15 protein-coding genes are annotated in these 20647 nt (G+C 61.9%); 6 read left to right on the top strand and 9 right to left on the bottom strand.

Going from position 1 to position 20647, the window contains the following annotated elements; all coding sequences use genetic code 11:
• Positions 1 to 16: 16 nt before the first annotated feature.
• Positions 17 to 1348 carry a deoxyguanosinetriphosphate triphosphohydrolase gene (locus tag B597_RS45705; RefSeq protein ID WP_024162583.1) on the top strand — a complete coding sequence of 444 codons (1332 nt, stop codon included), beginning with the start codon at positions 17 to 19 and terminating at the stop codon, positions 1346 to 1348.
• A 5-nt stretch (positions 1349 to 1353) separates the two neighbouring features.
• Positions 1354 to 2448 carry an FUSC family protein gene (locus B597_RS45700; protein ID WP_024162582.1) on the top strand — a complete coding sequence of 365 codons (1095 nt, stop codon included), beginning with the start codon at positions 1354 to 1356 and terminating at the stop codon, positions 2446 to 2448.
• Here the strand turns inward: B597_RS45700 and B597_RS45695 are convergent.
• A complete protein-coding gene (locus tag B597_RS45695; protein WP_003295211.1) occupies positions 2432 to 2776 on the bottom strand; it encodes a YggL 50S ribosome-binding family protein in 345 nt (114 codons plus the stop codon). The genes B597_RS45700 and B597_RS45695 overlap by 17 nt on opposite strands.
• A gap of 251 nt (positions 2777 to 3027) precedes the next feature.
• On the opposite strand from B597_RS45695, the gene dacB reads away from it, so the two are divergent.
• Complete coding sequence (gene dacB, locus B597_RS45690; RefSeq protein WP_003295212.1) at positions 3028 to 4485, top strand: D-alanyl-D-alanine carboxypeptidase/D-alanyl-D-alanine endopeptidase; 1458 nt, start codon at positions 3028 to 3030, stop codon at positions 4483 to 4485.
• A 49-nt stretch (positions 4486 to 4534) separates the two neighbouring features.
• Here the strand turns inward: dacB and rlmKL are convergent, their stop codons facing one another.
• A complete protein-coding gene (gene rlmKL, locus B597_RS45685) occupies positions 4535 to 6712 on the bottom strand; it encodes a bifunctional 23S rRNA (guanine(2069)-N(7))-methyltransferase RlmK/23S rRNA (guanine(2445)-N(2))-methyltransferase RlmL (protein WP_024162581.1) in 2178 nt (725 codons plus the stop codon).
• Between the two features lie 360 nt (positions 6713 to 7072).
• Here rlmKL and rmf point away from each other — a divergent pair, with 360 nt between their 5' ends.
• A complete protein-coding gene (gene rmf / locus B597_RS45680; protein WP_003295213.1) occupies positions 7073 to 7288 on the top strand; it encodes a ribosome modulation factor in 216 nt (71 codons plus the stop codon).
• A gap of 90 nt (positions 7289 to 7378) precedes the next feature.
• Here rmf and B597_RS45675 read toward each other — a convergent pair whose 3' ends face one another.
• Positions 7379 to 8410, bottom strand: a complete 1032-nt coding sequence (locus B597_RS45675; protein WP_003295214.1) for a quinone-dependent dihydroorotate dehydrogenase — start codon at positions 8408 to 8410, stop codon at positions 7379 to 7381.
• A gap of 107 nt (positions 8411 to 8517) precedes the next feature.
• Complete coding sequence (locus B597_RS45670; RefSeq protein ID WP_024162580.1) at positions 8518 to 8739, bottom strand: DUF2835 domain-containing protein; 222 nt, start codon at positions 8737 to 8739, stop codon at positions 8518 to 8520.
• Positions 8740 to 8897: 158 nt separating this feature from the next.
• On the opposite strand from B597_RS45670, the gene B597_RS45665 reads away from it, so the two are divergent.
• Positions 8898 to 9812 carry a DUF6685 family protein gene (locus B597_RS45665; protein WP_031323857.1) on the top strand — a complete coding sequence of 305 codons (915 nt, stop codon included), beginning with the start codon at positions 8898 to 8900 and terminating at the stop codon, positions 9810 to 9812.
• Between the two features lie 137 nt (positions 9813 to 9949).
• Here the strand turns inward: B597_RS45665 and B597_RS45660 are convergent, their stop codons facing one another.
• The 5 genes from B597_RS45660 to B597_RS45640 form a co-directional block, all read right to left on the bottom strand.
• Positions 9950 to 14800, bottom strand: a complete 4851-nt coding sequence (locus tag B597_RS45660; protein ID WP_003295219.1) for an NAD-glutamate dehydrogenase — start codon at positions 14798 to 14800, stop codon at positions 9950 to 9952.
• Positions 14801 to 15084: 284 nt separating this feature from the next.
• Positions 15085 to 16389, bottom strand: a complete 1305-nt coding sequence (locus tag B597_RS45655; RefSeq protein ID WP_024162578.1) for a TRAP transporter large permease — start codon at positions 16387 to 16389, stop codon at positions 15085 to 15087.
• 56 nt (positions 16390 to 16445) lie between these two features.
• On the bottom strand, positions 16446 to 16952 hold the full coding sequence (locus tag B597_RS45650; RefSeq protein WP_003295221.1) for a TRAP transporter small permease: 507 nt from the start codon (positions 16950 to 16952) through the stop codon (positions 16446 to 16448).
• A gap of 66 nt (positions 16953 to 17018) precedes the next feature.
• The gene (locus tag B597_RS45645; protein WP_003295223.1) at positions 17019 to 17996 is read right to left on the bottom strand and encodes a TRAP transporter substrate-binding protein; all 978 of its coding nucleotides are present in this window, start codon (positions 17994 to 17996) and stop codon (positions 17019 to 17021) included.
• Between the two features lie 207 nt (positions 17997 to 18203).
• Complete coding sequence (locus B597_RS45640; protein ID WP_003295224.1) at positions 18204 to 19148, bottom strand: LysR family transcriptional regulator; 945 nt, start codon at positions 19146 to 19148, stop codon at positions 18204 to 18206.
• A gap of 271 nt (positions 19149 to 19419) precedes the next feature.
• Between B597_RS45640 and B597_RS45635 the strand changes: the two genes are divergently transcribed.
• Positions 19420 to 20643 (top strand): OprD family porin, encoded by a 1224-nt coding sequence (locus B597_RS45635; protein ID WP_003295226.1) that lies wholly within the window; start codon positions 19420 to 19422, stop codon positions 20641 to 20643.
• The last annotated feature ends 4 nt before the right edge of the window (positions 20644 to 20647 follow it).

The raw sequence follows: 20647 nt of genomic DNA, 5'->3' as shown, positions 1-20647 counted from the left end.
CATACGGAGATGGTCCTTGGACTGGCACACACTGCTTACCCGCGAACGATTAGGCAAATTGGCTCATAGCAGCGACGAACTGGGCCGTAGTCCGTTCCACAAGGACCATGATCGCATCATTTTTTCCGGCGCCTTTCGTCGCCTGGGGCGCAAGACGCAAGTGCATCCGGTGTCCAGCAACGATCACATCCATACGCGCCTGACGCACTCGCTGGAAGTCAGCTGCGTTGGCAGGTCACTAGGCATGCGTGTAGGCGAAGTGCTGCGCGATGAACTTCCTGAATGGTGTAGCCCTGCAGATCTGGGAATGATCGTCCAGTCAGCGTGTCTCGCCCATGACATCGGCAACCCACCCTTTGGTCACTCTGGCGAAGATGCCATTCGCTGCTGGTTTCAACAGGCGGCCGGGCGCGGCTGGCTCGACGACATGAGCGACCGGCAGCGGGCGGACTTTCTCAATTTCGAGGGCAACGCACAGGGTTTCCGTGTGCTCACGCAGCTGGAATACCACCAGTTCGACGGCGGCACCCGGTTGACCTATGCGACGCTGGGCACCTACCTCAAGTACCCGTGGACGTCTCGCCATGCCGAGGCACTGGGCTACAAGAAGCACAAGTTCGGCTGCTACCAGAACGAATTACCTTTGCTGGAGCAGATCTCGCAGAAGCTGGAACTGCCCAAAGTCGCGGACCAGCGCTGGGCACGCCACCCCCTCGTTTACCTGATGGAGGCTGCCGACGATATCTGTTACGGGCTGATCGATCTCGAGGACGGCCTGGAGATGGAGCTGCTCGATTACGCGGAGGTGGAAGAGCTGCTGCTTGGCCTGGTGGGCGACGACATACCCGAAACCTATCGCCAGCTGGGGCCCAGTGATTCGCGCCGCCGGAAGCTGGCGATCCTGCGCGGCAAGGCTATCGAGCACCTGACCAACGCTGCGGCGGGCGCTTTCGTCGAGCAGCAGCACGCCCTGCTTCGTGGCGAGCTGCATGGCGACCTGGTCGAGCACATGCATGGCCCTGCCAAGGACTGCGTGCTGCAGGCCAAGGCCATGGCCCGGCAGAAGATATTTCAGGACAAGCGCAAGACCCTGCACGAGATCGGTGCGTACACGACGCTCGAGATATTGCTGAACGCCTTCTGCGGCGCCGCACTGGAGCAACACCGCGGCGGCAACCCATCCTTCAAGAATCAAAGAATCCTCGATCTTCTCGGCCGCAGTGCACCCGCCCCCGATTTGCCGCTGTACCAGGCGTTCCTGCGCATGATCGATTTCATCGCGGGCATGACCGACAGCTACGCGACGGAAATGGCCGGCGAGATGACAGGTCGCTCCAGCCCGGTCTGACTAACATGAAACGCCTGATTCGACAAAGCATCCACTGGCACCCCGGGCGCCCTGCCTGGGGCGCGGCGATGGTCGCCGGTTTTGGCTGCGCCCTGCCGCTGCTGCTGGGTCTGTTCAGTGGTCATCCGGGTTTCCTGTGGGCGACGGTGGGCGCCTTCCAGGCAGCCAAGGCCAACCCGCTGCATCGCTTTGGCATGCTGCGCATGCTGCTGCTCATCGCGCTGGGTGCCGGCAGTGCCGGGTTGGGATTCTGGTCCGCGACCCACCCAGCGGTCAGCCTTGGCCTGTTCGCCTTCTACGGCCTGCTGCTGGCCTGGCTGCAGCGCTACGGCAGCGAAGCCGGCAAGCTGGGCATAGGCCTGGCGATCTGCCTATGCCTCGGACAGGGGCAACACGGCGTCGCGGACTTCAACAACCCCTACGCGATTGCCGCTCTGTTTTCGCTCGGTGGACTATGGGTGACCTTGTTGGCGTTCGGCTTACGCGGGATGCATGGATTGCGGATGTGGCCCCACATGCCCCGACTGATGAGCATACTCCGCGTGCTGCGCCGACATGCTCGCCGCACACCCATACGACAGTGGCGGGTGCACGCATTGAGCTACATGCTTGCCGGCGCTCTGGGCGGGGTGATCGTCAACATGGCTGAACTACCCAGGGGCTACTGGCTGACGCTGGCGGTTTTCACCACGCTGCAGATGGACCTGGAAAGTAGTCTCGTGCGAGCGCTGCAGGCCAGCCTCGGAATACTGGCTGCCGCAGCCATTCTGATCTATCTAGGCCATGGCCTGGCCGATCCACCGCTGATGGTGATGATTCTGTTGCCGCTGGTGGTCCTTGGCAGAGCCTTCCAGGCCAACCACTACGGGCTGTTCGTGCTGCAGACCAGTCTGCTGTTCCTGCTGCTGGCAGAAACACTGGCACAGGACTGGAACCTGCCGCAGATTCGCCTCATCAATGCCGCCATCGGCGTAGGTGTAGCGCTATTTGTCGCTACATTGCTGCATCTGTTGCACCGGCTGCTGGCCAGGCGATCACGCGGAAAAGCCCGGCTGGCAGCGACGAAACGCTCGGAGGAGCAGACTACTTCTCGGCCCTGATCGGGTTTTCCGGATACCACACGTCCATCAGCGGGCTGACGTTGTACTCGGCCAGCTCATTGCGAGCCTTCAGCCATGCATCCACCGTTCCACGCTGCTCTTCGCTGACCGAGCCACGCCGGGCCAGGCAAACGAAACCGTAGTCTTCGCCGCCGATATAGCCCAGGTCGTTGGCCTCCATCGCCTCGGCGATGAATGCTTCGAGAAATGCATCCACGGCCTTGCCATCAAGCCCTTCGCGATAGGTGAGATTGATCTCGAAGCCCAGTTCCTGGAACTCGTCGACACAGAGTTTTTTGCGCAGGCGACGCGAACGATTGGTAGCCATTGGATCGATCCTTTTCTACTTGATGACGGCGCGCACTCTAACAGCAACCCCGGGCCAAGGCGATGACCGGCGAAAGAGCAGCATATCCCTTTGCGACAACCCATCGCTGGCAGCTACGCTTATCGGATAGAGGCACAGCGCCTCTACAGCGCGGGCATAATGGCCCGCGTTCGTTCCCTTAGAGCAGTGGGAAATCGTATGCCCAACCGAATCGCCAACGGCCCTCTGTGTCCATCCAGAGGTGCCTGCAAATGAACCAACTCCTGCGCAGCGTAGCCTTGGCCATGCTGGCGATGCCCATCGCCCTGCCCTCGCTGGGCGCCGGCGTCAACCAGACCCTGCCGGCACGAGTCGAGAAAGCATTAAAGGCCAACAAGATCAACAGCGACGCGCTGTCAGTGGTCATGCTGCCGCTCACCGGCAGCGCCGCGCCGACCTACGTCAACGCGGACGTTTCGGTCAACCCGGCATCCACGATGAAGCTGGTTACTACCTATGCAGCGCTCGAACTGCTGGGGCCCAACCACCAATGGAAGACCGAGTTCTATGCCGATGGCCCGCTGGTGGACGGTACGCTGAACGGCAACCTCTATCTCAAGGGCGGTGGCGATCCCAAGCTGAACATGGAGAAGCTCTGGCTGCTGCTGCGTGATCTGCGGGCCAATGGTGTCAGCAAGGTCACCGGGGACCTGGTGCTGGACCGCAGCCACTTCGTCCAGCCCGAGCTTCCCGTATTCGATGACGATGGTGGCGATCGGAACAAGCCGTTCCTGGTCGGGCCGGATTCGCTTTTGGTCAACCTAAAGGCGCTGCGCTTCATCGTCCGCAACGATGGCGGCAAGGTTAACGTCGCAGTCGAACCGCCAATCGCCAGCATCCGCATCGATAACCGTGTAAAAGCACTGCCTGCAGCCAAGTGCCCTGGCTGGCCGGACGTGCTGTACAACCCGGTCGCGGAGGGTGACGGCGTCACCGTGGTCGTAACCGGCAAGCTGGCCATGGGCTGCAGCGCTCAGACTTATCTGTCGCTGCTGGACCACGAACGCTATGCCGCCGGCGCGGTGCGCGCGATCTGGAGTGAGCTGGGCGGCAGCATTCTTGGCCGCGACCGCGTGGCCCAGGTGCCGGACAGCGCGCGACTGCTGGCCAGGGCGTACTCACCGGATCTCGCCGAGATCATTCGCGACGTCAACAAGTACAGCAATAACACCATGGCCAAGCAGCTGTTCCTGAGCCTGGGGGCGGCGTTCCGTAACGAAGCGGATGCGGATGACGCCAAGGCAGCGCAGCGCGTCATCCGACAATGGCTGGCCAAGAAAGGACTTATTTCCCCGCATCTGGTGATCGAGAACGGCTCCGGCCTGTCACGCGCAGAGCGGGTCAGCGCCCGGGAATTGGCCAGCCTGCTTCAGGCCGCCTGGCGCAGCCCCTACTCGGCCGAATTCATTTCGTCGATGCCGCTGGCGGCGGTGGACGGGACCATGCGCAAGCGCCTGCGCAATACCCCCGTCGCCGGCAAGGCGCACGTCAAGACAGGCACACTCAACACGGTGCGGGCCATCGCGGGCTACAGCCGAGACGGCGACGGCAATGTCTGGGCGGTGGTGGCCATCCTTAACCATCCACGCCCGTGGGGCGCCTCGTCGATTCTGGATCAGGTGTTGGTCAGCCTGTACAACAATCGCAACGAAAACACCGCCCAGCGCTGACCGCGGATAGGGCAGGCCGCAAGGCCTGCCCTTGGCGCCATACGAGGCCTCAGCGCGCCTGCAACCTCCAGGCGCGGTGAATGCGCGGGTTGCGCCGGAAGTCCTCGTCCAGAGTCGTCGGCGTGATCTCCTCGACGGCATAGCGATCACTCAGACTCGCATCCAGCACGAATTTGCGGAAGTTGTTAGAGAAGTACAATGTGCCGCCCGGCGCCAGCCTCGCCATGGCCAGATCGAGCAGGGCCAAGTGATCCCGCTGCACATCGAATACGCCCTCCATGCGCTTGGAGTTGGAAAAGGTCGGCGGGTCGATGAAGATCAGGTCGTATTCGCCACGATCCTCCTCCAGCCACGCCATCACATCACCCTGCTCCAACCGCTGGCGATCCGAGAACCCGTTGAGCGACAGATTGCGGCGCGCCCAGTCGAGATAGGTTTTCGACAGGTCGACACTGGTGGTGCTGCGCGCACCGCCCTTGGCCGCATGCACCGTTGCGGTGGCGGTATAGCAGAACAGATTGAGAAAACGCTTGCCGGCTGCTTCGCGCTGGATACGCAAACGCAGCGGCCGGTGATCCAGAAACAGGCCGGTATCCAGGTAATCGGTGAGATTGACCAGCAGCTTGACGCCGCCTTCGCTTACCTCGAGAAACTGCCCCTGAGACGCCTGGCGCTCATACTGACGCGTCCCCGTCTGACGTTCGCGCCGCTTGACCACCACCCTGTCGCGCGGAATACCCAGTGCCTGCGGTATGGCGACCAGTGCATCGAGCAGACGAGCCTGGGCCTTTTCCGGGTCGATGGAACGTGGCGGAGCATACTCCTGCACGTGCACCCAGTCGCGATACAGGTCCACGGCAAGCGCATATTCCGGCATGTCGGCATCGTACAGTCGATAGCACTCGATGCCTTCGCGCCGGGCCCACTTGCCGAGCAGGCGCAGATTCTTCTGCAGACGGTTCGCGAACATTTGCCCGCCTTCGCTCAGGCGCGCCTGCTCCACGGCAACGTGCTGCTCCGCCGTGTCAGTCGCACAGACGCGCTGGCCGGTCACGAACTGGTCCAACTCGACCTTGATCAACAGCAGCTTGCACGGCAAGGCGCCGTTCCAGAATGCGTACTGCTTGTGGCTGCGGATGCCCATGCGCTTGCCGAGATCGGGCGCGGCGGTAAACACGGCCGCTTCCCAACCGAGGCAGGCCTGTCGCAGGCGCTCGCCAAGATTCTGGTAGAGATAGAGAAGGCTGGCCTCATCGCCCAGGCGTTCACCGTAGGGTGGATTGCAGACGACCAGGCCCTTCTGGTTCTGGTCCGGACGCGGCTCGAAGCTTCCCACGTCGCCCTGGTAGATACGAATCCAGTTCGCCAGCCCGGCGCGCTCGATGTTGTTGCGCCCAGGCTGGATCAGACGGGGATCGGCCTCATAGCCGCGAATCCATAACGGGGGCCTGGCCAGCCCGGCTTCCGCCCGAGCCTGCGCTTCGCCATGCAGGCGACTCCACAGGGCCGGCACATGGCCTAGCCAACCGCTGAAACCCCAGCGCTCACGTCTCAGGTTCGGTGCGATATCCGCCGCCATCATCGCGCCTTCCACGAGAAAGGTGCCCACGCCGCACATGGGGTCGGTCAGCGCACCACCCGCAGCAGCGATACGCGGCCAGCCGGCACGAATCAGAATCGCTGCGGCAAGATTTTCCTTCAACGGCGCCGCACCCTGCTGCAGCCGGTAGCCACGCTGATGCAGGCTGTGCCCGGACAGGTCCAGCGAGAGCACCGCCTGCCCCTTGTCGAGGCGCAGGTGCACGCGCAGATCCGGATCGACCTTGTCGATGCTCGGCCGCTCGCCAGAGGCGGTGCGCAGGCGATCGACAATGGCGTCCTTGACCTTGAGCGCACCGAAATGCGTGTTGTCGATACCCGAGCCGCGCCCGCTGAACTCCACAGCCAGGCTGCCAGCGGGCTGCATGTGATCGGCCCAATCGACAGCATGCACACCTTGATAGAGCGTCTCGGCATCCGTCGTTGGAAACCGGCTTATGACCAGCAGCACTCGGTTTGCCAGGCGCGACCACAAACACAGGCGGTACGCCACTTCCAGAGCCCCGTATCCGCGGATCGCGGAAGTCTGCTCACGCCCCTGCTCCAGTCCCAGCGCGGTGGCTTCCTCGAGCAGCAGGCCTTCGAGCCCCTTGGGACAGGTGAGGATCAGTTCATGGCGGTCGGTCATAGCGTTTCCAGAAAGATGCTTCGGACTGCTGCGACCCTTTCGTCGGAACAAGCCCAGCAAAGAAATTAAAAATAATGATACGAAGTCGGCGGCAGGAATGGATGTAGAAGCGGCCCGTGGCCACACTTCACACGCCTCGCATTCTCCGGCTTATGGGTAGAACCATAGAATCGTTACCTGCTTATGACAAAACGATCATTCCAGCCTCTTCGGCATTGCGTTAGAACTCTTCTCAGGCCGGCACCGCAATGGTGTCGGCGAAGCGCGCCACGCCGGCAGCGCGCTTCACTGGCAGCCTATCTGCCCCGGTCTCGCCATGAGGCCACAGGAACACCAGTCAACCACTGAGGGCAATACCCAATGAGAAGACTCAAGCGTGATCCGATGGAACGAGCATTCCTGCGCGGTTATCAACACGGCATACATGGCAAATCTCGCGACCTCTGTCCTTTTTCCCATCCCACTGTTCGTCAAGCCTGGATCAACGGCTGGCGGGAGGGTCGCGGCGACAACTGGGATGGACTGACCGGCACGGCCGGTCTGCATCGACTCAACGAACTTCACGCAGTCGGCTGATTTACCGAACCACCCGACTTGAAAAGGCTTGCCCTACCCGGGCGGCGGGCTAGAAGCCCTGGGGCTCCAGACGGAGCCCCATCCTGGCAATCAGCGTGTCTGGGAACGCAAGGCAGCAATGGCATCCACCGCCTCGCCGATGAGCGCCGGCCCCTTGTAGATGAATCCTGAATAAAGCTGAACCAGACTGGCACCCGCCTCGATCTTCTCGGCCGCGTGGCGACCTTCGGTGATGCCGCCCACGGCGATGATCGGCAAACGTCCACCGAGCGTCTGCGCCAGCACCCGGACCGTATGAGTACTCTTGTCCCGCACCGGCGCACCGGACAGCCCACCCGCCTCTTCGGCATGAGCCAGGCCAACGACCCCTTCACGCCCCAAGGTGGTATTGGTGGCGATGATCGCGTCCATACCCGCCTGGAAAACCGCCTCGCCTACCAGTGCGGTTTCCTCGTCTGTCATGTCAGGAGCAATCTTGATCGCCAGCGGCACGCGCTTGCCGTGCATGAGTTCGAGATCCTCCCGCCGCAGACGCAGCGCCTCCAGCAACTGCTTGAGTGAATCACCGAACTGCAGGCTACGCAGGCCCGGTGTGTTGGGCGAGCTGACATTCACGGTGACGTAGCTGGCGTGGTGATAGACCTTGTCCAGACACAGCAGGTAGTCGTCCTCGGCGCGCTCGACCGGGGTATCGAAATTCTTGCCGATGTTGATACCCAATATGCCCTTGAACCGGGCTGCCTCGACCCGCGCCAGCAAGGCATCGACGCCATGGTTGTTGAACCCCATGCGGTTGATGATCGCTTCGGCCTCGGGCAAGCGGAATATCCGGGGTTTCGGGTTGCCGGGCTGCGGACGCGGTGTGACGGTGCCCACTTCGATGAAACCGAACCCCAGCTGCGACAGGCCGCGGATCGCCTCGCCGTTCTTGTCCAGCCCGGCAGCCAACCCCACCGGGTTGGGGAAATCCAGCCCCATGACCCGCACCGGCAAGCTTGCCGGTGACTTGCTCAGCATTGCGTTGAGCCCCAGACGGCCACCAGCGCCAATCAGCTCGAGGGAAAGCTCATGGGAAGTTTCCGGGGATAGCTTGAACAACAGCTGGCGGGCCAGGTTATACATACGCAGCCTAAGTCTCGGTAAATGTGGACGCGAAGTATAGCAGCCCAAGGTGGCTTAAGCGGCCGGCGGATGCCATGAAAACCACATTGCCGCAAGCGTAAACCTGTCTAACCAAGACGTCGCAGGCGCAGCAATTGACCGTGCTCGGCAAATTCCAGCTCGAAGGAACCATATATGCCTTCATGGGTCAGAAACGGACGCAGGTGATGCGCAGGCAAGCTGACTCGCGTGCCGTCGCGGCTGCGAACCAGAATTCGATTCGCATGGCCCTGATAAACGGCCTTCATCCGCTCGGCGGACAACGCGATATCCAGCACCAGGTTCGGCATGGAGGCTCCTCAGTGATCTATACGGCGATATTGCCACATCGATTCGCAATGATCGGCCCGGCCTGCTACGCGGCGTGGCCGCAAGGACAGCGCAAAGCCCGTGCGCAAAAGGCGCTGGTCTGCCACACTTCGGCCCCTGCCCCGAGAGCTCAAGCATCATGATGAGCCGGCCCGAGCCCATGCCTTCACTGACATCTCACATTGCAAGACTTGCGCAACGCCTCGGCATGCGTTCCAAAGCCTTGTCTTCGGTGCAGGAGCGCGCCAGCAGTCTGCAACTGCCGTTCACCCGCCTGGCAGAGCCCGAACCAAGCATCTTCTGGAATGATGGTCCCTGCCTGCAGCGCCTGCTGGAGCTTCCACGCAGCGCACTCTCCGGCCCGCTGCAGGAAGACAAGGCCCGCGCACATGCGGCGCTGACCCGCCTGTTCAGCAAGGATCGCCTGCAGTTGCAGCTTGACCTGCGCCAGATTGGCGGCCTTGGTGGCCAGCACAACGGCAGCGTCAGCTACTCGACCTTCGAAGCCTTCGCTGCGACGCCAGCCTGCCGGCAAATTCGGATCATCAGCTACAAGGACTTCGCCCGCGCCCTCGGCACCGCCTTGCCGGGCTTTGACAAGGGCATGCCGATTGAGGTCCGCCAGGCCAGTTGGCTAGGCGAACGGTTCTATTGGGCGGGCGACCACCATACCGAAGCCTTCGCCTGCGCCGTCGCCTATGCTCGCCTGCGGGGCCTGGAAGTGATGCTTTCCGCCAACCTGACCGACTATCGCCTGGACCGCTCCGGCGTTCAGGCGCTGGACGCGGAATATCATGCGCTGACCCTGCCGGCGCAAGCGTGGAGCGACCGTGGATTCATGGCACTGCTTCTCGACAGCCAAGTGCCCTATGCGCGCTTGACGTTGCTGCGCGACAGCAACAATGCGGAGCTGCTGTTGCTGGAGAAGCGCAATCCCACTGCCAATGCCATTGGCGAGGGCCTGAAGTTGGCAGGCGCGCCGGACCTGGTTCGCTACCTGCGTGAGCTGCCACGGATCACGCGTTTCAAGATTGGCATGCCCGCGCAAGGCTGATATTTCCGTCATACCCCTCGTCACGCTGATTGATGCGCATCGGCCTGTAGCGCACAGCGGCGCTGGACGATCCGTCACCCCCAGGCCAAAGCCCTGCGAACAGGCCGTCCGCAGGGCGCCTCTGGGCCAGTGTTCCTTCAACCATGCCCTACCGATTGCGCCAGTCCCTGCAACTCCCGGCTGGCAACGGCGTATATCGCGTAGTCATTGCCGCTGGCTGCGCGCAGCTCCGCCAACATCGACCGCCACCGCTCCAGCGGCACCGGATGCTGGGCCAGCCAGGCGTCGACTCGCTCGCTGATCGGCTCGGGCCCGTTTTCCATCTGCAGCACCGACACCGTGATGCTGCGCTGTTGCAGGTCCAGATCGTCGCGGAAGCCTTCGCGCGCAAGCGCCTGCCAGTTGTTGGCCACGGGCAGCGTGGTGAGCTGATGCAGATACCAGGGCAACTCCAATGCGCCACCCACCGCGAAGTAGGCCGCCGCAACCTGGGCCGGAACCTGACCGGTCTCGTCCGCCGCCTCGAGAATCGGTAACAGCGTGTACAAATGGCTGGTGCCAGCCACCATACGGGCCAGCAACTCCGGCACGCCCGCTTCGGTGTAACGCTTGTAGCGTTCCTGCCAACGATCACGCGTCGCTCCCTGCAACAGCTCGTCCAGCTTGAGTCCCAGTGCTGCGACACGCGGCCCGAAATGCGCAACGTCACGCGCGGCATCCAGTTCGCTGCGGCGATTGCGCAGGAACCAGCGCGTGGCACGCCGGCCAAGGCGCATCAGTTCATCCATCAGGCCCAGCTGAAGGTCTGCCGGAACCTTGTAATCCAGCGCCTCGATCTGGCGGAACCAGTGCGGCAGATGGAAAATGTCACGCACGATGACGTAGGCTCCGGCAACATTCGCCGCACTCATGCCGGTCGCTTCGTTCAGGCGCTGAACGAAGGTGATGCCCATGTTATTGACCAGGTCGTTGGCGATCTGCGTGCTGACGATTTCGCGCCTGAGGCGGTGCTGCAGCATGGCATCGTGAAAGCGCTCGGCCAGCAGCTGCGGGAAGGCACTTTCCATCTCCCGCGCAAGGTAGGCGTCGTCCGGCACACGTGAATCCAGCAGTGCCCTCTTGAGCTCGATCTTGCTATAGGAAATCAGCACCGACAGCTCAGGCCGGGTAAGTCCCTTGCCGACATTGGCTCGCTCGGCCAGCGCCTCGTCGGATGGCAGGAACTCCAGCGCCCGATCGAGCTGCCCTGCGGCTTCCAACGCATTGATCAGCCTGACGTACTCACCGGCCCGCTCCCGCGAGCGATGCTGAGCCTGGGACAGCGCCTGGGTCTGCTTGTAGTTGTTCTGCAGCACCAGCTCGGCGACTGCATCGGTCATATCGAACAGCAGCTGATTGCGTTGCTTGGCCGTCATGTCGCCGGCACTGACCACTTCGTTGAGCAGGATCTTGATGTTCACTTCGTGATCGGAACAGTCGACCCCGCCTGCGTTGTCGATGAAGTCGGTATTGCTCGAGCCACCATGCAACGCATATTCGACCCGCCCCAGCTGGGTCATGCCGAGGTTGCCACCCTCGCCCACGACCTGGGCTCGCAGTTCGTTGCCGTTGACCCGTACCGCGTCGTTGGCCTTGTCACCGACCTCGGCATGACTCTCGCTACTGCTCTTGACATAGGTGCCGATGCCGCCATTCCACAGCAGATCGACAGGCGCCTTGAGCAGCGCGTTGATCAGCTCGGCGGGGGTCAACTGATCCGCCTCGATGGCGAAACGCTGCTTCATTTGCGCCGTGATCACGATCCGCTTGGCCGAGCGCGGAAAGATACCGCCCCCCTCCGATATCAGTGAGGCGTCGTAATCGGTCCAGGACGAACGCGGCAATTCGAACAGGCGCTTGCGCTCGACGAAACTGCGTGCGGGGTCGGGGTTGGGATCGATGAAAATATGCAGGTGGTTGAACGCGGCCACCAGTTGCAAGGTTTCGGACATCAGCAGGCCATTGCCGAACACGTCGCCAGCCATATCGCCGATGCCGATCACGCTGATGACATCGGTCTGCACGTTGATACCGCGTTCACGGAAGTGCCGTTGCACCGAGACCCAGGCGCCACGCGCGGTGATGCCCATCTTCTTGTGGTCGTAACCGGCCGAGCCACCGGACGCGAACGCATCGCCAAGCCAGAAGTCGTATTCGGCGGCGATGCCGTTGGCAATGTCCGAGAAGCTGGCCGTACCCTTGTCGGCAGCGACGACCAGATAAGGATCGTCCCCGTCGTAGCGCAGCACGTTGGCCGGCGGCACCACCTGCCCTTCGCGAAGGTTGTCGGTGATATCCAGCAGGCCACTGATGAAGATCCGGTAACAGGCGATGGCTTCGGCCTGGATGTCATCGCGCGACCCGCTGCCGGGCAGCCGGCGCGGAACGAAGCCGCCCTTGGCGCCACCGGGTACGATGACCGCATTCTTCACCTGCTGGGCCTTCACCAGGCCAAGCACTTCGGTGCGGTAATCTTCCTCGCGGTCCGACCAGCGCAACCCGCCGCGCGCCACCTTGCCGCCACGCAGATGGACGCCCTCGACCCGCGGCGAATAGACGAAGATCTCGTACATCGGCGCCGGCCGCGGCATCTCCGGGATCGAGCGCGGATCGAGCTTGAAGCTGAAATACTGCTTGGGTTTGCCGTTGGCATCCGGCTGATAGAAATTGGTGCGCAGGGTGGCCTGGATCAGCGCCAGATAACGCCGCAGGATACGGTCTTCATTCAGCACCGCCACCTCATCCAGCGCGCTGAGAATTGCCTGCTCCAGGCGCTGTTGCTTGTCGGCCAGGTCATCTTCGCCGAGCTTGCGCGCCAGGTAGAAGCGCATCTTGAACAGGCGTACCAGTTCCCGGGCGATATCGGTGTGATTGAGCAGCGCGCTGGCGATGTAGCCCAGGTCGAAGCCCATGCGGATCTGCTTGAGGTAGCGCGCATAGGCGCGCAGCAAGGCGACCTCCCGCCAGGTCAGCGCGGCGGTCAGCACCAGCCGGTTGAAGGCGTCGTTCTCGGCGAGCCCGCCATAAATATGAATGAAGGCGTCCTGCAGTGCTTCGTTGATTTCCAGTAGGTCGATTTCCAACCCTTCGGCGTAGGTGAAGGCGAAATCGTGTATCCAGTACTCGCGGCCGTTCCTGTCGCGCAGGCGGAACGGGAACTCGCCCAGCACGCGCAGCCCGAGGTTCTCCATGATCGGCAGGATGTCCGACAGCGGCAGCGGCGTGTCCATGTGGTAAAGCTTGCAATGCAGGCGATTCTCCCCCGCCGTGATCGGCTGGTAGAAGCTCATCACCAGCGGACGCTCAGCGCTCAGGTCGAGCACGTGCTGCATGTCGACCGTAGCCGACTGCGGCGAAAAGCGCTCGCGGTAGCCGGCTGGAAAGCCCTTGGGAAACTCGCTGAGCAAATGAGTGCCCCTCGCTTCGCCGAAACGCTCGACCACCAGGCTCTGGTAATCGTCCTGCCAGGTGCGGCAGGCCTGCAGGACTTCCTGCTCGAGGTGCGCCGGGTCGACCTGCATCGGCTTGTTCGGATCCAGGCGCAGGATGAATTGCACCCGCGTCAGCACCGACTCGGAGAAGTACGTGGAAAATTCGCAATCACTGGCTTCGAGCCGTTCCTGCAGGACCTGCTGGATCTTCAGCCGCGTCTCGGTCGAGTAGCTGTCGCGTGGCACGTACACCAGGCAGTAGCAGAAGCGCCGGTACGGGTCGAAGCGCAGGAACAAGCGCAACCGGTTGCGCTCCTGAATCTGCACGATGGCGATGGCGTTTTCGAACAGCTCATCGATCGGCGCCTGGAACAGCTCATCGCGCGGCAAGACCTCAAGGACCTGGACCAGCTCCTTGGCCAGGTGGGCCGAGCTGCCGAAATTGGCACGCTGCACCACGGTTTCGACCTTGCGGCGTATGAACGGTATGCGCCGGACGCTCTGCGTATAGACCGAAGATGTGAACAGCCCGAGGAAACGGCATTCGCGAATCACCCGCCCCTGCTCGTCGAACTCGCGTATCGACACGAAGTCCGGATAGGCCGGCCGATGTACGCGGCTGGGCATCGCCGCCTTGGCGAAGGACAGCAGCAGGGGTTCGCGCAGGTAGCTGACGGCCTGACCGGTCAGCGCCTGTTCCTCAGCGGACAGCCCGGTCCGCATGCTGCGCGAAAGGCCCAACAGCGAGCTTTCGTCATAAGCGATTCGTCCTCCGTCGGCTTGCTCCACGACGGAAAACTCCTCGTAGCCGAGGAAGGTGAAGTGATCGTCCGCCAGCCAGCGCATGAAGTCGCGAATCTCCTCCAGCTCGTCGGCTTCGATGTGCAGGCTGACCCGCTCCAGCCGCGCCTGCAGGCCCTCGGCCATGCCCTTCATGGCCGCGAAATCGCCGACGACCTGTCGCACATCAGCCAGTACGCCCAACAAGGACTGCTCGAGCTCGCGCAGCGCAGCCGGGCTCGCACAGCGATCGATCTCGACGAAGATCAGCGATTCGGCATGGCTATCGGACGCCCGCTCGTCCTTGGGCAACAGTTCCAGCAAACTGCCATCGGCAGCGCGGCGCACCTGCAGCACACTGGTCTGCAACGTATGGATGCTGTAGCCACGACGAGTCAGCTCCATGCGCACCGAATCGACCAGGAACGGCATGTCCGGATGCAGCACCTCGACCACGCTGTGCGTCGACTGCCAGCCATGCTTCTCGTAGTCAGGGTTGAACACCTGCACCTCCGGCATGGCCGGGTCGAAGCGCTCCAGCAGGCGCCAGCTGGCGAGCGTAGAGCCGACCAGATCGCCCATCCGGCGCTCAGTCAGTTCGGACAACGCGACGATGCCGAAGAACTGCTCGGCGAAGACGCTCAGTTGCGGCAGGATTTGCGGATCTACGTGCTGTGCCAGTGCGGTCTGCAGTTGCTGCTGGAAGTCGGCCTTGCTGGCCGCTGAAAAGAACGCCATGTATGGCTCCGATTGGCTGATGGTTCGACAGTAATCTGTTTCGCTGCCGCAGGTGTTAGTTCAACGTTAGTCCATGAAACGACAATGACACTTGCGAGTCGCATGCGGACCGGCGTGAAGAGAGCGACCGATTGGTCATCTATAAGCCGACGAGCTTAACCAGGGACGCCCCACAGCCGCTTGCGGCGGCACGACACATCCTTTCAGGGCTGTACCGACCCGGTGCAAAGAAGGAAAAAGCCATGGCCCGCGCCACAGGAGAGTGAACGGGCCATGCTGTGAGCTCATGTGCCGCGCATGGCTTCGGGCAGGCCCAGTACGATCTGCGGGAACAGCGTGATCAGGATCGCTGCCAGCACCAGCAGGAGGAAGAACGGGAAGCTGGCCCGTGCCACCGCTCCCAGGTTGCGCCCGGTAAGGTTCTGGATGACGAACAGGTTGAAGCCCACCGGTGGGGTGATCTGCGCCATTTCCACCACCAGAATGACGAAGATACCGAACCACAGCAGATCGATTCCGGCAGCCTGCACCGCCGGCAGGATCACCGCGGTGGTGAGCAGGATGATCGAGATGCCATCTAGGAAGCAGCCTAGGGCGATAAAGAACAACGTTAGCGCCAGCAGCAACAGATAAGGCGACAGCTGCTTGGCGATGATCCAGTCTGCCAGCGCCGCCGGTAGTCCGGTGAAGCTCATGGCCGAGGTCAGGTACGCCGCACCGAGCAGGATGAAGAAGATCATGCACGAGGTGGACACCGCGCCCATCAGGCTGGCCATGAAAGTGTCCCGGGTCAGCGCTCCGGAACACAGCGCGATCAGCAGCGCACCGACCACACCGACTGCAGCAGCCTCGGTGGCCGTCGCGATGCCGCCATAAATCGAACCGATCACCGCGATGATCAGGCCCAGCACCGGGATCAGCAGCTTGGCGCGACGCAGCTTCTCCATGAACGGCAGGCGCTCGCCCTCTTCCGGCAGCTTGCTGCGATTGCAGGCAGACCAGAGCATCAGGTAGCCGCTGAAGATTGCCAGCAGCAAGAGGCCTGGCAGGATGCCGGCGATGAACAGGCGCGAGATCGACACCTGGGCCGCCACACCGTAGACGATCATCATGATCGACGGTGGAATCAGCAGGCCGAGCGTGCCGGCACCGGCCAGCGAGCCCATGGCGATGGACTCCGGGTAACCGCGCGACTTCAGCTCGGGCAGGGAGATGCGACCAATGGTGGCAGCTGTGGCAGCGGAAGACCCACTGACCGCAGCGAACATGCCGCAGCCGAACACGTTGACATGCAGCAGTCGCCCCGGAAGGCCACGCATCCAGGGCGCCAAACCGTTGAACATGTCTTCGGAAAGCCGTGTGCGATAGAGAATCTCGCCCATCCAGATGAACAGCGGCAGCGCCGTCAACGTCCAGCTGGCACTGGAAGCCCAACTGGTGGAGGCGAGGATCGAACCGGCCGGCGCCCCGCCGAACAGCTCCATGCCGATGATGCCGACGCCGAGCAACGACAGGGCAACCCAGACGCCGCTGCCAAGCAGCACGAACAGTGCCAGCAGCAAGGTGATTGTAATAATTGTGTAGTCCACGGTTCACTCACGAATGCAGTGCGGCGATCGCCGCAATTAAGGTCAAGCCTGCGGGCTCACTCGCTCATCGCCGTACCGGCTTCGGCGGCTTCGAAACGCTTGCCCTGGCAGATCAGCACCAGGCGCTCGACCATTGCCACTACCAGAATCAGCGTGCCGAGCAGCATCGGCAACTGCGGCAGCCACATGGGAATAGGCAACAGGCCGGACGACACTTCCTTGAACTCGTAGGACTCCATAACGAACAACGCGCAGTACCAGGCCAAGTAAGTGGCGATACACAGACCAACCAGCGTGGTCAGGACATCAACCACACGGTGCCCGCCAGCGGGTAGCAGGCGCAGCAACAGCTCCACGCGGATATGGGCACCACGCTGCAGCGCATAGGGCAAGGCGAGAAAACCCGACGCCGCCATCGCGTAGGCGGCGAACTCATCGGCGGCGGGCACCATGGTGCCCAATTGGCGGGCCACGATCTGCGCCACGACCAGCAGGCAGATCAGGACAAGAAACACGCCGGACAACCATCCGGACAGGGTATAGAGCTTGTGCAGTGGGGTCATGAACAACGGGCTCCCTGGGCAAGGCACAAGAAAAGCCCGCCGCAACCATGGCGGCGGGCAGCAGAGTCAACGCTGGTAGCTATCGAGAATCGCCTTGCCATCTGCACCGGCGCGCTTGAGCCACTCTTCGGTCATGGTCTTACCGATCTGCTCGAAGCCGCTCTCCACCGCCGATGGGGCCTGCCCGGATACCTGCATGCCGTTGTCGGCCAAGGTCTTGACCAGCTCGCCGGTCTTCTCCTGGGCAATCGCCCAGCCACGCTCCTCGGCACGCTTGGCAGCATCCAGCACGGCCGTCTGGGTAGCTTCCGGCAGGCGGGCGAAGGCACGGGCGTTGACGATGACGAAGTTCTTCGGAATGAATGCCTTGACGTCATAGTAGTAGGAGGAAAAATCCCAGGCTTGGGAATCCACACCGGTGGTCGGCGAGGTGAGCATTCCGTTGATCATGCCGGTGCTGAAGGCCTGCGGGATCTCGCCGGTCTGAATCACGGTCGGCACTGCGCCCATCAGCTCGGTCATGCGCGAAGTCGCTGGGTTGTAGGCGCGGAATTTCATGCCCTTGAAGTCATCCATGCTCGCTACCGGCGTCTTGGTAAAGATGCTTTGCGGGGACCAGGGCATGGCGTACAGCAGCTTGATGCCCTGCTTGGCCAGGCGCTCTTCCACGGCCGGTCGGCTCGCTTCCCACAATGCCTGAGCCTGCTCGTAGTTGCGTACCAGGAACGGCACGCTGTCGACTTCAAAGATTGGATCTTCGTTGCCAAGCACCGACATCAGCACGTCACCCACCTGTATCTGGCCGGTCTGTACAGCGCGCTTGACCTCCGGACGCTTGAACAGCACAGAGTTGGCATGCACACGAATCTGCAACTCGCCGCTGCTGGCCTTCTCGACGTCCTGTGCGAATTCCTTGGCCACGGTGGTGATGAAATTGCCATCGGGGTTCTCGGTACTCATGTTCCAGCGTTCGGCAGCCTGTGTACCGAAGCTCACTGCGCAAGCCAAAGCGGTAAAGGCGAAACGCGATGCGATGCTTTTCATGGTGCTCTCCTGTTCATTGTTTTTGTGCGCAGCGAAGCGCGTTGGAAGACGATTTCGAGTCTCAGCGCATCGCCCGACCCTGTCCAACTAGAAAAACCGGAGGCGCATGATCGGAAATCGTTATGGGATGAAAAGGGGCATTTCCCTAGCCAATGCACCAGCAGCGAGCAGCCGTTTCCGGGCCCGCTGGCTATTGATTGAAGGTGATCAGGCGCTCTGCTGCTCGGGCACTGGCGCGACTCGCGCCATGCAGGCTTCGCCCATTTCTTCGGCATAGGCATCCAGTGCCTCGCAGGCCAGAGCGATGATGTCCTCAGTGAGTTCCAGGCCCACACCCGTGCGCCAGGTGGCAACCACTGGCAGAGACGGCGGCTCGGGAACCTCATCGAGAATGCTCAGCAACCCTTGCTTGAGTTCGTCATGCACCAAGGCTGGCGGCAGCGCACCGATACCGAAACCGTCACGGATCAGACGGGTCATCGCGGCGATCGAATTGACGCAGTTGATGCGAGGCGCGCTGACGCTGCCCGCATGCAGCAGATTGAGAATGTCCTGATGCGGCCGTGAGTTCTTCGAGAAGGTAATGATGCGCTCGCGTGCCAATTCCTCCATCGAGGCGTAGCGACGGTGGTACAGCGAACCGGTTGGCACGATCCAGCGAACCGGGAATGCGGCCAGCTCCAGATTGCGCACACTGTCGCCATTAACCATGTCGGTCTGGAAAACGATATCCAGATAACCCTTGAGCAACTGCTCGTTGAGGTTGCGTGCCGTGTCGGCAGTCAGCTCGATCTCCACCGCGGGGTAGCGTTCCATCACCAGTGTTACGAACGGACTCAACCAGGTGTGAATGACGGTATCCATCGCCCCGACGCGGATACACCCCTGAATGTTTCCGGTATCGCTGATCGACTGTTTCAAGGCCTGCATGGTGTCGATCATGCGTTCAGCATATTCGAGCACCTTCTGTCCTTCCGGAGTCAGCGATACGCCCTTGGAGTCACGTAGAAAAAGACGGGTGCCAAGTTCATCTTCGAGCGCAGCGATACGGCTGGAAATGGATGCCTGGGTGCTGAACAGCTTCTCGGCTGTCAGGCGGAAGCTCTTGAGCCGCGCCACCCAAACGAAGGTTTCGAGAAATCTCAGATTCATGCCGCGATGCCTCTTCGCAATGTGCTCATCAGGGCCTGATCACCAGCACCCACGCAGCTTCAGGCGTAGCAGGTTGCATGCCAGAGGTTTTTCGCGCGGCGGATGATTTTTCCTATCGCCGGGCCCCTGTTTTTTCTCGTTGGACGCAGGCGAACAACGCTTTGAAGAATGGCGTCGCGCTCTGCGCAGACCACAACAACATCATTCAAAACGCGCTCTGCCAAGCAGCCGCTCTCGCCGCTGCGCGCCCCCAACAGGAGACACCGCAACCATGAAACCCCATTACCCATTGGCGTCCGCACTGCTGCTCGGCAGTGGCCTGCCAACGCTGGCGCATGCCGACTTCATGGCCGACAGCAAGGCCAGCGTCGAGATGCGCAACTTCTATTTCAACCGTGACTTCCGCCAGAGCGGCGCCCGTGACAAGGCCGAGGAATGGGCGCAGGGCTTTCTGCTGCGCATGGAGTCGGGCTACACCGAGGGCACCGTCGGCTTCGGTATCGATGCATTGGCGATGCTCGGTCTGAAGCTTGACTCCGGCGACGGCACAGCCGGTAGCGGCCTGCTCCCTGCCGATGGCTCTGGCGGTTCGCAGGACGAATACTCCAAGCTCGGCCTGACCGGCAAGGTGAAGCTTTCCAACAGCACGCTGAAACTCGGCGCCCTGCACTTTCGCAGCCCGATCGTCTCGGCCAACGACTCACGCCTGCTGCTGCAGACCTTTCAGGGTGCACTACTCAACGTTCAGGAAATCGACAACCTGACCTTGCAAGGCGGCAAGATCAACCGTATCAAGGCCAACAGCTCCACCGATTACACCGAGATGACCGGCAACCGCATCGGCGGCAGCAGTGACGCCTTCGCGTTCGGCGGCGGCGAATACAAGATTACCCCGCAACTTACCGCAGGCCTGCACTACGGCACCCTCGAGGACATCTACCAGCAGTACTACGGCACCATGGTACATGTACTGCCTCTAGGTGACGGCCAGTCGTTCAAGACCGACCTGCGTTACTCGCAAAGCCGCGAGGACGGCAACTTCCGCGATCTCGACAACAAGGCATTCGGCGCCATGTTCACCTACAGCCTGGGCGGTCATGCCCTCGGCGCGGGTTACCAGCGCATGAGCGGTGACGATCCGTTTCCCTATATCGCCAGCAGCGACCCCTTCCTGGTCAACTTTGTGCAGATCAATGATTTCGCCAACATTGAAGAGCGCTCCTGGCAAATGCGCTACGACTACAACTTCGCCAGCATCGGCATACCCGGCCTGACCTTCATGACCCGCTATATATCCGGTGACAACGTCGAAGTCGCCGGCCGCAGCAGCGAAGGCAAGGAATGGGAACGCAATACCGATATCGCCTACGTGGTGCAGAGCGGTCCACTGAAGAACCTGGGGCTGAAATGGCGTAACGCTACCGTTCGCTCCAATTTCGGCAACGATATTGACGAGAATCGCCTGATTCTCAGCTACACCATGGCGCTTTGGTAAGTAC

The organism is Stutzerimonas stutzeri KOS6, from assembly GCF_000307775.2.
Lineage (GTDB): Bacteria > Pseudomonadota > Gammaproteobacteria > Pseudomonadales > Pseudomonadaceae > Stutzerimonas > Stutzerimonas stutzeri_B.
Note: the sequence above shows the minus strand (reverse complement) of the source record. Positions and strands in the feature narration are given on the sequence as shown.

Excerpts from the sequence above, each read along its gene's own strand:
- B597_RS45700 (WP_024162582.1), top strand. The coding sequence starts at position 1,354 with ATGAAACGCCTGATTCGACAAAGCATCCACTGGCACCCCGGGCGCCCT.
- B597_RS45695 (WP_003295211.1), bottom strand. The coding sequence starts at position 2,776 with ATGGCTACCAATCGTTCGCGTCGCCTGCGCAAAAAACTCTGTGTCGAC.
- dacB (WP_003295212.1), top strand. The coding sequence starts at position 3,028 with ATGAACCAACTCCTGCGCAGCGTAGCCTTGGCCATGCTGGCGATGCCC.
- rlmKL (WP_024162581.1), bottom strand. The coding sequence starts at position 6,712 with ATGACCGACCGCCATGAACTGATCCTCACCTGTCCCAAGGGGCTCGAA.
- rmf (WP_003295213.1), top strand. The coding sequence starts at position 7,073 with ATGAGAAGACTCAAGCGTGATCCGATGGAACGAGCATTCCTGCGCGGT.
- B597_RS45675 (WP_003295214.1), bottom strand. The coding sequence starts at position 8,410 with ATGTATAACCTGGCCCGCCAGCTGTTGTTCAAGCTATCCCCGGAAACT.
- B597_RS45670 (WP_024162580.1), bottom strand. The coding sequence starts at position 8,739 with ATGCCGAACCTGGTGCTGGATATCGCGTTGTCCGCCGAGCGGATGAAG.
- B597_RS45665 (WP_031323857.1), top strand. The coding sequence starts at position 8,898 with ATGATGAGCCGGCCCGAGCCCATGCCTTCACTGACATCTCACATTGCA.
- B597_RS45660 (WP_003295219.1), bottom strand. The coding sequence starts at position 14,800 with ATGGCGTTCTTTTCAGCGGCCAGCAAGGCCGACTTCCAGCAGCAACTG.
- B597_RS45650 (WP_003295221.1), bottom strand. The coding sequence starts at position 16,952 with ATGACCCCACTGCACAAGCTCTATACCCTGTCCGGATGGTTGTCCGGC.
- B597_RS45645 (WP_003295223.1), bottom strand. The coding sequence starts at position 17,996 with ATGAAAAGCATCGCATCGCGTTTCGCCTTTACCGCTTTGGCTTGCGCA.
- B597_RS45640 (WP_003295224.1), bottom strand. The coding sequence starts at position 19,148 with ATGAATCTGAGATTTCTCGAAACCTTCGTTTGGGTGGCGCGGCTCAAG.
- B597_RS45635 (WP_003295226.1), top strand. The coding sequence starts at position 19,420 with ATGAAACCCCATTACCCATTGGCGTCCGCACTGCTGCTCGGCAGTGGC.